10 protein-coding genes are annotated in these 14,335 nt (G+C 63.6%); 8 read left to right on the forward strand and 2 right to left on the reverse strand.

The features are described 5' to 3' along the window. Nucleotides 1-170 precede the first annotated feature (170 nt). From pilG to trhA, 7 genes are read left to right on the forward strand one after another with little or no spacing between them, the layout of a single operon-like run. Nucleotides 171-581, forward strand: a complete 411-nt coding sequence (gene pilG / locus H621_RS0122745) for a twitching motility response regulator PilG (RefSeq protein WP_028945580.1) — start codon at nt 171-173, stop codon at nt 579-581. A 45-nt stretch (nt 582-626) separates the two neighbouring features. Next, the gene (gene pilH / locus H621_RS0122750; RefSeq protein WP_028945581.1) at nt 627-992 is read left to right on the forward strand and encodes a twitching motility response regulator PilH; all 366 of its coding nucleotides are present in this window, start codon (nt 627-629) and stop codon (nt 990-992) included. Continuing rightward, the gene (locus H621_RS0122755) at nt 989-1,543 is read left to right on the forward strand and encodes a chemotaxis protein CheW (RefSeq protein WP_028945582.1); all 555 of its coding nucleotides are present in this window, start codon (nt 989-991) and stop codon (nt 1,541-1,543) included. The genes pilH and H621_RS0122755 overlap by 4 nt, the downstream gene beginning before the upstream one ends. Nucleotides 1,544-1,558: 15 nt before the next feature. After that, a complete protein-coding gene (locus H621_RS0122760; RefSeq protein ID WP_028945583.1) occupies nt 1,559-3,604 on the forward strand; it encodes a methyl-accepting chemotaxis protein in 2,046 nt (681 codons plus the stop codon). Nucleotides 3,605-3,638: 34 nt separating this feature from the next. Next, nucleotides 3,639-8,945, forward strand: coding sequence for an Hpt domain-containing protein (locus H621_RS0122765; protein WP_028945584.1), 5,307 nt, complete (start codon nt 3,639-3,641; stop codon nt 8,943-8,945). After that, nucleotides 8,938-9,405 carry a chemotaxis protein CheW gene (locus H621_RS0122770; protein ID WP_028945585.1) on the forward strand — a complete coding sequence of 156 codons (468 nt, stop codon included), beginning with the start codon at nt 8,938-8,940 and terminating at the stop codon, nt 9,403-9,405. The genes H621_RS0122765 and H621_RS0122770 overlap by 8 nt, the downstream gene beginning before the upstream one ends. Before the next feature lie 55 nt (nt 9,406-9,460). Further along, complete coding sequence (trhA, locus tag H621_RS0122775) at nt 9,461-10,078, forward strand: PAQR family membrane homeostasis protein TrhA (protein ID WP_028945586.1); 618 nt, start codon at nt 9,461-9,463, stop codon at nt 10,076-10,078. On the opposite strand, the gene H621_RS0122780 is transcribed toward trhA, so the two are convergent. After that, nucleotides 10,075-10,794: a 16S rRNA (uracil(1498)-N(3))-methyltransferase gene (locus H621_RS0122780; RefSeq protein WP_028945587.1), complete on the reverse strand. Its 720-nt coding sequence runs from the start codon at nt 10,792-10,794 to the stop codon at nt 10,075-10,077. The genes trhA and H621_RS0122780 overlap by 4 nt on opposite strands. Nucleotides 10,795-10,857: 63 nt before the next feature. Continuing rightward, a complete protein-coding gene (locus H621_RS0122785) occupies nt 10,858-12,264 on the reverse strand; it encodes an adenosylmethionine--8-amino-7-oxononanoate transaminase (RefSeq protein ID WP_028945588.1) in 1,407 nt (468 codons plus the stop codon). Nucleotides 12,265-12,455: 191 nt separating this feature from the next. Between H621_RS0122785 and H621_RS0122790 the strand changes: the two genes are divergently transcribed. Continuing rightward, nucleotides 12,456-14,249 (forward strand): FAD-dependent oxidoreductase, encoded by a 1,794-nt coding sequence (locus tag H621_RS0122790; RefSeq protein WP_028945589.1) that lies wholly within the window; start codon nt 12,456-12,458, stop codon nt 14,247-14,249. Nucleotides 14,250-14,335 lie beyond the last annotated feature (86 nt).

The following is a 14,335-nucleotide window of genomic DNA, read 5'->3' on the forward strand; positions in this document are numbered from 1 at the left end:
TGGAATGCACCCCCAGAGTGTGCTAAAAAGGCCTGGCACGTGGCCTGCACGGCCGTCTACAGCTGCAAGCCATCAGCCACAAGTAAAAGCACGCCACGTATGCCCTGCTTTTCTTGCCGTTGGAAACTTATAGCTTGCCGCCCATAGCGAGCAGCGATGGTAGAGCAATTATGGAACAGTCCGGTGCGGCACTGAAGGTGATGGTGATCGATGACTCAAAGACGATTCGCCGAACCGCCCAGATGTTGCTCAGTGAAGCAGGGTGCGAGGTCATCACGGCCACCGACGGGTTCGACGCCCTGGCCAAGATTGTCGACCAGCATCCGCAGATCATTTTCGTCGACGTGCTGATGCCGCGTCTGGATGGCTACCAGACCTGCGCCCTGATCAAACACAACAGCGTCTTCAAGGACACGCCGGTGATTCTGCTGTCGTCCCGCGACGGCCTGTTCGACAAGGCCAGGGGCCGCGTGGTCGGCTCCGATCAATTTTTGACCAAGCCTTTCAGCAAGGAAGAACTGCTGGATGCAATCCGCGCGCATGTGCCCGGGTTCGCCGCAGAAGAACAACACGCACCCTGACGCCGCGCCCCGGCAGCGGCGTCCTTTCCTTTGATGGGGAACAGCATGGCTCGAGTTCTGATCGTCGATGATTCGCCGACTGAAATGTACAAACTCACCGGAATGCTTGAAAAGCACGGGCATCAGGTGCTGAAAGCCGAGAACGGCGCCGACGGCGTGGCCCTGGCGCGCCAGGAAAAGCCCGATGCGGTGCTGATGGATATCGTCATGCCCGGCATGAACGGATTCCAGGCCACCCGCCAGCTGAGCAAGGATGCCGATACCGCGCACATCCCGGTGATCATCGTCACCACCAAGGACCAGGAAACCGACAAGGTCTGGGGAGCCCGCCAGGGCGCCAAGGACTACCTGACCAAGCCTGTGGATGAGGACACCCTGATCCAGAAGCTCAATGGCGTGCTCAAAGGTTGACCACGCAGCCCACGGGCGAGTCGCTGACGGCCTTCGAGCTGCTGCTGGACATCGACCGGCGTTGCCGGCTGCTGGCGGCCGACTTGCCCTTGCAGGAAACCCGGCTGCAAAGCTGGAGCGGGATTGGTTTCCGTATTGCCGACCAGTGGTTCGTGGCGCCCATGGGCGAGGTCGCCGAAGTGCTGCACGAGCCTCATCTGAGCCGTATTCCCGGGGTCAAGCCCTGGGTGAGCGGAGTGGCCAACCTGCGCGGCCGCCTGCTACCGGTGATGGACCTGTGCGGCTTTTTCGGCCTTGGGCTGTCGGCACCGCGCAAGCAGCGTCGGGTGCTGGTGCTCGATCATGACGAGCTGTTCGCCGGGCTGTTGGTCGATGAAGTCCTGGGGCTGCAGCACTTTCCCCTGCACAGCCTGGAGCTTTCACCGCCCACGCCCTTGCTCGATGGCGCGGCACCTTTTGTGCAGGGTCATTTCCAGCGCCAGCGCTGCTGGGCCATCTTCAGCCCGTTGGCCCTGGCCCAGGCGCCGGGTTTTCTCGACGTGGCGTTGTAAAGGAATGCCTGATTCGTGACCACTACCAAGTCGTCTACTTCGACCCAAGGCTCACGCAGCAGCGCCCGGATTGCGGCGCTGTTCGTCGTTCTGATCCTGTCGATCATCCTGCTGTTCGCCAACTTCGCCTACCTCAACACCCAGGCCAATTACGACAAGCAGTACATCGGCCATGCCGGTGAGCTGCGGGTGTTGTCCCAGCGTATTGCCAAGAACGCTACCGAGGCTGCGGCTGGCAAGTCTCGCGCGTTTCGGTTGCTGAGCGAGGCGCGCAACGATTTCGAGCAGCGCTGGGGCTACCTGAAAAAAGGCGATGCGGCCACCGGTCTGCCAGCCGCACCGCCAGCGGTGCGCAACGAAATGGATGCAGTGCTGCGCGACTGGGAAGGCCTGCGCAAGAACACCGATACCATTCTGGCCAGCGAGCAGACTGTGCTGTCGTTGCACCAGGTGGCCGCGACCCTGGCCGAGACGGTGCCGCAGTTGCAGATCGAATATGAAAAAGTCGTGGAGATCCTGCTACAGAGCGGGGCGCCGGCCAGCCAGGTCGCGGTGGCCCAGCGCCAGTCGCTGCTGGCCGAACGTATCCTCGGCTCGGTCAATACGGTGTTGGCCGGGGATGACACTGCCGTGCAGGCGGCCGACGCCTTTGGCCGCGACGCCAGCCGCTTCGGCCAGGTGCTGGACGGCATGCTCGGTGGCAACCAGACCTTGCAGATCACCCGCGTCCAGGACCCCGATGCCCGGGCACGGCTGGCCGAAATTGCCGAGCTGTTCCAGTTCGTCGCAGGCTCGGTGGATGAAATTCTCGAAACCTCGCCGGAACTGTTCCGGGTGCGTGAGGCCGCCGGCAGCATCTTCAACCAGTCGCAGACCCTGCTCGATGAGGCATCGCGCCTGGCCAACGGTTTTGAGAACCTGGCCAGCGGCCGCACCCTGGATACGGTCGGCGGCTATGTGCTGGGCCTGCTGGCGCTGGCCTCGATCATCCTTATCGGCCTGGTGATGGTCCGCGAAACCCACCGGCAGTTGCGCGAAACGGCGGAAAAGAACGAACGCAACCAGCAGGCGATCATGCGCCTGCTCGATGAGATTGAAGACCTGGCCGACGGCGACCTGACCGTCACCGTGTCGGTGACCGAAGACTTCACCGGGGCTATCGCCGATTCGATCAATTACTCCATCGACCAGTTGCGTGACCTGGTCGCGACCATCAACCTCAGTGCCGAGGAAGTGGCCGCGGCCGTACAGGACACCCAGAACACCGCGCACCAACTGGCCAAGGCCTCGGAGCACCAGGCCGAGCAGATCAGCGAGGCATCGGTTGCCGTAGGTGACATGGCCGAGTCCATCGACCGCGTATCCACCCATGCCTATGAGTCGGCCAAGGTGGCCGAGCGTTCGGTGGCCATTGCCAACAAAGGCAACGAAGTGGTGCATAACACCATCCACGGCATGGACAACATCCGCGAGCAGATCCAGGACACCGCCAAGCGGATCAAGCGCCTGGGCGAGTCGTCACAGGAAATCGGCGATATCGTCAGCCTGATCGACGACATTGCCGACCAGACCAACATCCTTGCCCTCAACGCGGCAATCCAGGCCTCGCTGGCAGGGGAAGCCGGCCGCGGCTTTGCCGTAGTAGCCGACGAAGTTCAGCGTCTGGCCGAACGCTCGTCGTCGGCCACCCGCCAGATCGAGGCACTGGTGCGCACCATCCAGGCCGATACCAACGAAGCGGTCATTTCCATGGAGCAGACCACGGCTGAAGTGGTACGCGGTGCGCGCCTGGCGCAGGATGCGGGCGTGGCCCTGGCAGAGATCGAAGGGGTATCGCAGACCCTGGCCGAACTGATCCACAGCATCTCCGACGCCGCCCAGCTGCAGACCTCATCGGCTGGGCAGATCTCGCATACGATGGCTGTGATCCAGCAGATCACCTCACAGACGTCGGCAGGCTCCAGCGCGACGGCCGAAAGCATTGGCGACCTGGCCCGCATGGCCAGCGAAATGCGTCGCTCGGTGTCCGGCTTCACGCTGCCACCGACGCCGCCACGTTGAGCGCGCGCCAGTGAGCATGGCAACGGGAGCAGATATGGCTGAGCTGCATGACACGGTAGCCCTCGCCTGGGTCAAGGGCGCCATCAGTGACTGCCTGGCCCAGGCGCGCCTGGCACTGGAACAGTTTTCCGCCGAGGGCGGGGATGAAGACGCCCTGGCCGGATTTGTCGACAACCTGCACCAGGTGCGCGGTTGCCTGGTGATGCTGGAGCTGAGCGGCGCCGCGCTGCTGGCCGAAGAGCTGGAGCAGCTGGGGTGGGCGCTGCGGGCCAAGCGCGTTGGTCAGCGAGGCGAAGCGCTGGGCGCGCTGTTTCGCGGCCTTGAGCAATTACCGTTGTACCTCGACCGCCTGCGCAGTGCCCGGCGCGATCTGCCGCTGGTGGTACTGCCAGTGCTCAACCAGCTGCGCGCGGAGCGCGGGGTCGAGCCTCTGGGGCAGGGCAGCCTGTTGACGACAGCGCCAGCACCGGCTGAAGATCTGGCCAATCTCGACCTGTCCCTGAGTGCCTTGCGCGAGCGTTTGCACGCAGGCTCCGACCGCGACGCCATGCGTTCGGTGGTGGCGGCGTTGTGTGAGGACCTGATGCGGGTCAAGGAACGCCTGGACCTGTTTGTGCGCAGCGATCGCCAGCGCCTGGATGACCTGCAGCCGTTGCTCTCGCCGCTGCGGCAAATTGCCGACACGCTGGCGGTGCTGGGCTTCGGCCAACCACGGCGGGTCATTATCGACCAGGTGCTGGTGTTGCAGAGCCTGGCCCAGGGCCAGCGCGCGCCGGATGACGCGGTGCTGATGGATGTCGCCGGAGCGTTGCTGTATGTCGAGGCGACGCTGGCCGGCATGGTGGGGCCCCTGGAGCATCACCCCAGCCAGACCTCGCTGCCGGGCACCGACCTGGCCGAGATTCGTCAGTTGGTGCTAGAGGAAGCCAACGCGGTGCTGCAGCAGGTCAAGGACCAGATCGGTGACTCGCTGGAGGCCGGCTGGCAGCCCCATCGGATGCAACCCTTGCCCGGTTTGCTGCAGCAGGTACGTGGCGCCCTGGCCATGCTGATGTTGCCGCGACCAGCGGCCTTGATGGGGCGCTGTGGCGACTATGCCCAGGCCAATTTGCTTGGCACCGCTGCACCGGACACCACAGCCCTGGCGCACCTGGCCGACGCCCTGAGTGCCTGTGAGTGTTACCTGCAGTGGCTGATTGCCGACCCGCAGGCCAACCCCTGGTATTTTCTCGAGGCTGCCCAGGCAAGCCTCGCTGCGTTGGGTTATGCGCCTGAGCCGGTGCCGGCGGTGGAAGCCCACGTGCCGGCTATTGAGGAGCCGGCAGTCGATGAAGAACTGCGCGAGGTGTTCCTGGAGGAGGCCGAAGAGCTGTTGCCGCAACTCAATGCGCAATGGGCGCGCTGGCAGGCCAATCCGGCCGAGCGCGATGCGTTGGTAGAACTGCGCCGCGGACTTCACACCCTCAAGGGCAGTGGCCGCATGGTGCGGGCTCAGGGGTTGGCCGAGCTGGCCTGGGCGGCCGAGCATTTTCTCAACCGGGTGCTGGAAGGTCGCGTGGAAATTGGTGCCGCGCCCCTGGCTGGCTTGCAACAGGTACTGGATCTGATCCCCGGACTGCTGGCGGCCTTTGCCAAGGGCCAGTCGCAAGCTGCAAAAGACATCGAGCAACTGGCATTGCGCCTGCATGCACTGGCGATGAATGACGCGCCCCATGAGGCGGCTGGCAACGAGTCGATTGACCCTCAGTTGCTGGAGATCTTCCGCAACGAGGCCCAGGGGCATCTGGCGAGCCTCGACAGCTTTCTCGAACTGGCCGAACAGCATTTGCCGCAGCCGGTCAGCGATACATTGCAGCGCGCCCTGCATACCCTCAAGGGCAGTGCCGCCATGGCCGGTGTCGCGTCCATCGCCGAACTGGCCGGGGCCCTCGATCTGCTGGCGCGGGAGTTCAAGGCCCACCAACTGGCTTTCGACCTTGAGGAAATCTACCTGCTGGAAAGCGCCGAGCCGCTGTTGAAACGCGGACTTGAGCAACTGACCAGCGCACCGCTGGCTCCAATAGTCGGCGCATCGACCCTGATCGAAGAAATCCACCAGTTGGTCGAGGCGCGCTTGCAGGCGCTGCTGGAGGCTCCGAGCCATGGCGTGCGGATCAAGCGCGACCCACAGTTGATCGCCAGCTTCCTGGCCCAGGGCATGGATATCCTGCTGGATGCCGAGTCGCTGTTGCTGCGCTGGCAGGAACACCCGGGTGAGCGCCAGGAACTCACCGCGCTGCTCGATGAGTTGACCACCCTGGGCCAGAGTGCTCACCTGGCCAACCTGTGGCAGGTGGATGACCTGTGCGAGGCGCTGCTGGACCTGTACGGTGCGGTCGAGGAAAGCAGCCTGGCTGTCAGCGGGCACTTCTTCGAGGAGGCGCAGCATGCCCATGAGGCGCTGATCGACATGCTCGACCAGATCGCCGCAGGCCAGGAGGTAGACCCGCGGCCGGAACGTCTGAAGGCCCTGCGTGAGCTGCTTGACGAGGCATTGGCACCCGATGCCACGGGTTTGATCAGCACCCGCAATGGCCAGGCAAACATCGCCGAACTGGGTGCCGCCACGGCAGCCCTGGACGCGGAACCTGCCATGGTCGAGCTGTTTCTCGAAGAAGCCTGCGATGTGCTTGAAAGCGCTGACCAGGCGTTGGCCCGTTGTTTGGCCGAGCCCGACAATGTGTCGGCCCTGTCGTCGCTGCAGCGCGATCTGCAAACCCTCAAGGTCGGGGCGCAGATGGCCGCCATAGGCGGGGTTGAAGTACTGGCCCGGGAGCTGGAGCTGCTCTACGAGGGGCTGGTCGATCGCCGTTTCAGTCTGACCCCTGAGTTGGGCGATCTGCTCAGGCGCAGCCACGCCCAGCTGGCCCAGGTACTTGCCGCGCTGCAGCAAGGGCAGGCGCCTGCAGCCGCCGTCGAGTTGCTGGCGGCGCTGCGTGAGTTTCGCCATGAGGCGCCACCGGCCGTGGTGGCGGACAAACCTGCCGACCCGGTGCAGGAGGCGGGCGACAAGGAGTTGCTGGAGATCTTCCTTGAAGAGAGTTTCGATATCGTCGAAAGCTCGGGTGCAGCTTTGCTGCGCTGGCAGGCCGAGCCACGCAATGGCGTCGAGGTGGAGAATCTGTTGCGCGACCTGCATACCCTCAAGGGCGGTGCGCGCATGGTCGAGATTGCGCCGATAGGCGACTTGGCCCATGAACTGGAGTTTCTTTACGAACTGCTGGCCGCCGGGCAGTTGCAGCCCAGTGCAGCGTTGTTCAGCCTGTTGCAGAACTGCCATGACCGCCTGGCGCATATGCTCGATGCCGTACGCCTGCACCAGCCGCTGCATGCCGCCACGGCACTGATCGACTACATTCGCAATTTCAGCAGCGCCGCCCTGGCCGATACCGCAGCCCAGCATTCCAACCCGGATGCAGCACCGGTGGAATTGCCGGTGGCTGCACCTGAGCGTGGGCCGGTGGACATGGTCAAGGTGGCATCGGAGCTGCTCGATGACCTGGGTAACCTGGCCGGTGAGCATTCGATCATTCGCGGGCGTATCGAACAGCAGGTCAATGATGCCCAGGTAGCGTTGAACGAAATGGAAACCACCCTGGAGCGCATGCGCGATCAATTGCGCCGCCTGGATACCGAAACCCAGGGGCGGATTCTCAGTCGCCAGCAAGCTGATGGCGACAACCAGGCCTACGACGACTTCGATCCGCTGGAAATGGACCGTCACTCGCAGTTGCAGCAACTGTCCAGGGCGCTGTTCGAATCGGCGTCCGACCTGCTCGATCTCAAGGAAACCCTGACGGTACGGGCTCAGGATGCCCACAGCCTGTTGCAACAACAGGCGCGGGTGAACAGCGAGCTGCAGGAAGGCCTGATGCGCACGCGCATGGTGCCGTTCGAGCGCCTGGTGCCACGCTTGCAGCGGGTCGTGCGGCAGGTGGCCAGCGAGCTGGGCAAACAAGTCGAGCTGGTGGTGGGCAATGCCGAGGGCGAGATGGACCGCAGCGTGCTGGAGCGCATGGTGGCGCCGCTTGAACATATGCTGCGCAATGCCGTCGACCATGGCCTGGAGGCCCGCGATGTGCGTCTGGCGGCGGGTAAACCGGAGCAGGGGCTGATTTCGCTGAACTTGCTGCATGAAGGCGCCGACATCGTCATCGAAATGACCGACGACGGTGCGGGCGTGCCGCTGGAGGCGGTACGGCGCAAGGCGATCAAGCGCGGCTTGCTCGACCCAGTGGCGGTGCTCAGTGATCACGAGATCATGCAGTTCATTCTGCAACCGGGCTTCTCCACGGCGGAGAAGATCACCCAGATATCCGGACGCGGCCTTGGCATGGACGTGGTGCATGAAGAGGTCAAGCATCTGGGCGGCTCGATGGTGATCGAGTCCAATCCGGGCAAGGGGGCACGCTTTTTGATTCGTCTGCCATTCACCGTCTCGGTCAACCGGGCGTTGATGGTGCAGTTTGGCGACGAGCAATATGCCGTACCGCTCAACACCATCGAAGGCATCGTCAGGGTGCCGCCTGCGGAGCTGGAGGCCTGTTACCAGCTCGAGTCGCCCCATTACGAATATGCCGGGCATCGCTACGCGCTTCATTATCTGGGTGAGCTGCTGCAAGGGGCGGTGCAACCGCGCCTGCTTGGCCAGAGCCTGCCACTGCCGGTGCTGCTGGTGCATTCCCAAGAGCAGCAGTTCGCCATCCAGGTCGACAGCCTGGCCGCCAGTCGCGAAATTGTGGTCAAAAGCCTGGGGCCGCAGTTTGCCGGTGTCCAGGGCTTGTCCGGGGCGACTTTGCTGGGTGATGGCCGGGTGGTGCTGATTCTGGACTTGCTGGGACAGTTGCGCGGTCTGCAGCAGCGACAGTTCCAGCAAGCGGGCAGCAATGCCAGCCTTCGCCGCCAGCAGATCGAGCGGGCGCCGAAGCGGCCGTTGCTGGTGATGGTGGTCGATGACTCGGTGACGGTACGCAAGGTCACGGGGCGCCTGCTGGAGCGCCACGGCATGAACGTGCTGACGGCCAAGGACGGTGTCGATGCCATGGCGCTGCTGCAGGAGCACCGTCCCGACATTCTCCTGCTGGACATCGAGATGCCGCGTATGGACGGCTTCGAGGTCGCCACCCAGATACGCCATGACCCGGAGCTCCAGGACCTGCCGATCATCATGATCACGTCGCGGACCGGGCAGAAGCACCGCGACCGGGCCATGTCCATCGGCGTCAACGACTACCTGGGCAAGCCTTATCAAGAATCGGTGCTGCTGCAGAGCATCGCCCTGTGGAGTCGCCGCCATGCTTGAACAATCGGTACGTAACGGCCGCCGCACGAGCTTGACTGGGCTGCTGTTGGCCCTCGGCGATCGCTGCCTGGTGTTGCCCAACGTCGCGGTGGCCGAATTGATCGGTTACCAGGTTGGCACCCCAGCCGAGCAACAACCGGCGTGGATGCTCGGCTGGATCGACTGGCGCAACCAGCGCTTGCCGTTGCTCAGTTTCGAGGCCGCGTGCGGGGGCTCGGTGAAGGTCGGCGAGCGGGCACGGATTGTGGTGCTCAATGCCTTGGGCAGCAGCCGCCAGCGTTTTATCGCCTTGCTGGTGCAGGGTATTCCGCGTTCCTGCAAGCTCGACAGCCAACTCAACTATGTCGATGTGCCGCTGGCGCCACTGGAGCTGGCGGCGGTGCAGGTCGGCGATCAGGTCGCCAAAGTGCCGGACCTTCCAGCACTGGAACGCTTGCTGGAGGACGCAGGGCTGGTTTGAAACATTTGCCTGTGTAGGATGGGAAGTCAGTCCGTTGTCTGGAGGACCCTGTTGCATGTATCACGGTGAACGTTTCAACGCCTGGACGCATTTGGTCGGCGCGGTGCTGGCCTGTATCGGCGCCATCTGGTTGCTGGTGGTGGCAAGCCTCCAGGGCGACCCCTGGAAGATTGTCAGCCTGGCGATCTATGGCTTCACGCTGCTGCTGCTCTACAGCATCTCTACGGTCTATCACAGCGTGCGCGGCCGAGCCAAAGTGGTGATGCGCAAGCTTGACCACCTATCGATTTATTTGTTGATTGCCGGTAGTTACACACCGTTCTGCCTGGTCAGCCTGCGCGGCCCCTGGGGCTGGAGCCTGTTCGGCGTGGTCTGGGGGCTGGCGCTGATCGGCATGTTGCAGGAGATCAAGCCGCGCTCCGAAGCCCGGGTGCTGTCGATCATCATCTATGCAGTGATGGGCTGGATCGTGCTGGTGGCGGTCAAGCCGCTGCTTGCGAGCCTGGGGGCAGCGGGTTTTGCCTGGCTGGCCGCCGGTGGCGCGTTCTACACCATCGGCATCATTTTTTTCGCCTATGACAGCCGCTTTCGCCACTGGCACGGCATCTGGCACCTGTTTGTCATTGCCGGCAGCCTGCTGCACTTCATCGCCGTATTCTTCTACGTGCTCTAGAAGTCGCCCCACAACTGCTGAGCGACAGCCAGGGCCACCACCGGTGCGGTTTCGGTGCGCAGCACCCGTGGGCCAAGGCGGGCGGCCTGAAAACCTGCGGCCTTGGCCTGGTCCACTTCGGCGTCGCTCAGGCCGCCTTCGGGGCCGATCAAGAATGCCAGGCTGTCGGGCTTCTGGTGGCTGACCAGCGGCTCGGCCACTGGGTGCAGCACCAGCTTGAGCTGTTCATCGCACGCCTTGAGCCAGTCGGCCAGCAGCACGGGCGGGTTGATCTGCGGCACGCTGGAACGGCCGCACTGCTCGCAGGCGCTGATGGCCACCTGGCGCCAGTGGGCCAAGCGCTTGTCGGCACGCTCGTCCTTGAGGCGCACTTCACAGCGCTCGCTGACGATCGGGGTAATGACGTTGGCACCCAGCTCGGTGGCTTTCTGGATAGCCCAGTCCATGCGCTCGCCCCGGGAAAGGCCCTGGCCCAGGTGAACCTTGAGGCTGGAGTCGGGCTGGCCGGCAACCGCTTGGTCGAGGCTCACGCGCACGGTTTTCTTGCCGACTTCCAGCAACTGGCCCAGGTATTCCTGGCCACTGCCGTCGAACAGCTGCACGGCAGCGCCGCTGGCCATGCGCAGTACACGGCCAATGTAGTGGGCCTGGGCTTCTGGCAGGTCGTGCTCGCCGAGGCTCAGGGGGGCATCAATGAAGAAGCGGGACAGTCTCATCTGCACACTCTGAATGAATAGGGGCTGTGTAGGCGTCATCGCCGGCGAGGCCGGCGCAGTTGACTAGCCCGGGTCGCGGAAGTCGGGGTGGAAATCGGCCGGTACCGCCACGCTGACACTGCTGCGGGTGGCGATGTCGATGCCTTCGCTGGCCACCTCGGCGAGGAAGTCGATCTGCTCGGGTGTGATCACGTAAGGCGGCAGGAAGTACACCACGCTACCCAGTGGGCGCAGCAGGGCGCCGCGGGTCAGGGCGTGCTCGAAGACCTTGAGGCCGCGACGCTCTTGCCAGGGGTAAGCCGTCTTGCTGGCCTTGTCCTGGACCATCTCGATGGCCAGGGCCATACCGGTCTGGCGCACTTCGGCGACATGGGGGTGATCGACCAGGTGCGCGGTGGCCGTGGCCATGCGGGCCGACAAGGCCTTGTTCTGCTCGATGACGTTGTCTTGCTCGAAGATATCCAGGGTCGCCAAGGCAGCGGCGCAGGCCAGCGGGTTGCCGGTATAGCTGTGCGAATGGAGGAAGGCGCGCAGGGTCGGGTAGTCGTCGTAGAACGCGCTGTATACCTCGTTGGTGGTCAGGCAGGCAGCCAGCGGCAGGTAGCCGCCGGTCAGGGCCTTGGACAGGCAGAGGAAGTCGGGACGGATGCCGGCCTGCTCACACGCGAACATCGTGCCGGTGCGGCCGAATCCCACGGCGATTTCGTCATGGATCAAGTGGACGCCGTAGCGATCACAGGCCTGGCGCAGCAGCTTGAGGTACACCGGATGGTACATGCGCATGCCGCCGGCGCCCTGGATCAGCGGTTCTACGATCACTGCGGCGACCGTGGCATGGTGCTCGGCCAGGGTCTGCTCCATGACGGCGAACATGTTGCGCGAGTGTTCTTCCCAGCTCTTGCCTTCCGGGCGCAGGTAGCAGTCCGGGCTTGGCACCTTGAGGGTATCGAGCAGCAAGGCCTTGTAGGTTTCGGTGAACAGCGGTACATCGCCGACCGACATCGCGGCGATGGTTTCGCCGTGGTAGCTGTTGCTCAGGGTGACGAAGCGCTTTTTCTCCGGCTGGCCTTTGTTCAGCCAGTAGTGAAAGCTCATTTTCAGCGCGACTTCAATGCACGATGAGCCATTATCGGCGTAGAAGCACCGGTCCAGGCCGTCGGGCGTCAACTTGACCAGGCGCTCGGACAGCTCGATCACCGGCTGGTGGCTGAAGCCTGCGAGGATCACGTGTTCCAGCTGATCGACCTGATCCTTGATGCGTTGGTTGATGCGCGGGTTGGCATGGCCGAACACGTTGACCCACCAGGAGCTGACAGCGTCCAGGTAGCGCTTGCCTTCAAAGTCTTCCAGCCACACGCCTTCGCCGCGCTTGATCGGGATCAGGGGCAGGTGTTCGTGGTCTTTCATCTGGGTGCAGGGATGCCACAGGACCTTCAGGTCACGTTCCATCCACTGTTGGTTGAGGCCCATTTCGATTCTCCTGGCGACGACGGCGCGAACATGCGCCGCAAGCCTATGCAAAGCGTCGAGCGAGAACAACCCGTGGCGTGCAATCAGGCTGTTGGCGTTGCTGGCGGGGACCCTTGGCCTGGCGTATCCTTCAGCTACTCTTTCCAGGGGGATTCCCCCCCACATTCTGCTTTGATCCGGAGTTCGCCAAAATGTCTGCTGGTTGGCTGCGCGCGTGTGCGCTGGTAATGATAGGACTGTTCAGTGGCGCCGCGCTGGCCAAGGACAAAACCCCGACGGCCATTGTCGTCGGCGGTGGGCTGGCCGGCCTTACGGCGGCCTATGAACTGCAGGGCAAAGGCTGGCAGGTCACCTTGCTTGAAGCCAAGTCGGGCATGGGCGGGCGCTCGGGCCTGGCCACCAGCGAGTGGATCGGCAACAGCAAGGCCCAGCCGATCCTCAACCAGTACTTGGACAGCTTCAAGATCACCACGCTGCCGGCGCCGGAATTCGTGCGTATACCGGGCTACCTGATCGACGGCGAGTATTACACCGCCACTGACCTGGCGACCAAGCAGCCGGCCACGGCCGAAGCGCTCAAACGCTACGAAAAGACCTTGGATGACCTGGCGCGCTCGATCGACGACCCGCAGAACCCGGCAGCCAACAGCACGCTGTTCGCCCTCGACCAACTGAACGTGTCGACCTGGCTGGACAAGCTGCAGTTGCCGACCACCGCTCGCCAACTGATCAACCAGCAGATCCGCACCCGCTACGACGAGCCATCGCGCTTGTCACTGCTCTATTTCGCCCAGCAGACCCGCGTCTACCGTGGCGTCGGCGACCGTGACCTGCGTGCTGCACGCCTGCCGGGTGGCAGCCCGGTGCTTGCCCAGGCTTTCGTCAAGCAGCTCAAGACCATCAAGACCAGCTCGCCGGTCAGCGCCATTATCCAGGATAAGGACGGCGTCACCGTCAAGGTCGGCAGCGTCGGTTACCAGGCCGACTATGTCGTGTTGGCGGTACCGCTGCGTGCCCTGGCGAAAATCCAGATGACCCCGGGCCTGGACAGTCAACACCTGGCGGCGCTCAAGGGCACCAACTACGGCTGGCGCGACCAACTGCTGCTCAAGTTCAAGACCCCGGTCTGGGAGCCCCGTGCCCGTATGTCTGGCGAGATCTTCAGCAACGCCGGTCTCGGCATGCTCTGGATCGAGCCTGCGCTCAAGGGCGGCGCCAACGTTGTGATCAACCTGTCGGGTGACAACGCCCGCTTGCTGCAAGCCTTTGGTGACAAGCAGATGGTCGATCAGGTGCTGATCCGCCTGCATGCGTTTTATCCACAGGCCCGTGGTTCCTTCACTGGCTACGAAGTACGCCGCTACAGCACCGACGCTGGCATGGGCGGTGCTTATCTGGCTTACGGCCCAGGTCAGATCAGCAAGTACTGGCGCCTGTGGGAGCGCCCGGTGCAGCGTGTAACCTTCGCCGGTGAACACACCGACGCCCTATACCCAGGCACCCTGGAAGGCGCCCTGCGCAGTGGCCAGCGCGCTGCCAGCCAGGTCCAGGACCTGGCGGCAGGCAAGTCCTTCGACCCAGTCAAGGCGGCAACCGTTGCCGGTGCTGCTGGCGCTGCAGCTGCAGCGAGCAAGGGCAATTTCTTCACCAATATGTTCGGTGGTTCGTCCGACAAACCGGCCAAGTCGACCGAGCCTGCCAGGCAGGAAGAGGCCAAGCCAGGGTTGTTCAAGCGTATGTTCGGGGGTGACGAGAAGCCGGTTGAAAAGCCTGCTGCCAAGCCGGTCGAACCTGCTGCCGCACCCGCTGTGGCACCGGCCGCGCCAGTCGCCCCGGTGGCCAAGCAGGAGCCGGTCAAGGCGGCGCCTGCCAAGGCTGTGCCGGTAAAAAAACCGGTAGCCAAGGCTGAGCAAAGCAAAAAGACGGCTGCCAAGCCGGCACCGGTCAAGAAGCCAGTGGCCAATACCCAGGCCAAGGCGCAATAAGCGACAGTCTTTATCGCGGGGCAAGCCCGCTCCTACAGGTTTTGTGTGCACTGGTAGGAGCGGGCTTGCCCCGCGAACTCTTCATA

Source organism: Pseudomonas vranovensis DSM 16006, assembly GCF_000425805.1.
GTDB classification, from domain to species: Bacteria; Pseudomonadota; Gammaproteobacteria; order Pseudomonadales; family Pseudomonadaceae; genus Aquipseudomonas; species Aquipseudomonas vranovensis.

Coding starts and splice junctions, on each gene's coding strand:
- H621_RS0122780 (WP_028945587.1), bottom strand. CDS start 10,794: ATGAGACTGTCCCGCTTCTTCATTGATGCCCCCCTGAGCCTCGGCGAG.
- pilH (WP_028945581.1), top strand. CDS start 627: ATGGCTCGAGTTCTGATCGTCGATGATTCGCCGACTGAAATGTACAAA.
- H621_RS0122785 (WP_028945588.1), bottom strand. CDS start 12,264: ATGGGCCTCAACCAACAGTGGATGGAACGTGACCTGAAGGTCCTGTGG.
- H621_RS0122790 (WP_028945589.1), top strand. CDS start 12,456: ATGTCTGCTGGTTGGCTGCGCGCGTGTGCGCTGGTAATGATAGGACTG.
- pilG (WP_028945580.1), top strand. CDS start 171: ATGGAACAGTCCGGTGCGGCACTGAAGGTGATGGTGATCGATGACTCA.
- H621_RS0122770 (WP_028945585.1), top strand. CDS start 8,938: ATGCTTGAACAATCGGTACGTAACGGCCGCCGCACGAGCTTGACTGGG.
- H621_RS0122765 (WP_028945584.1), top strand. CDS start 3,639: ATGGCTGAGCTGCATGACACGGTAGCCCTCGCCTGGGTCAAGGGCGCC.
- trhA (WP_028945586.1), top strand. CDS start 9,461: ATGTATCACGGTGAACGTTTCAACGCCTGGACGCATTTGGTCGGCGCG.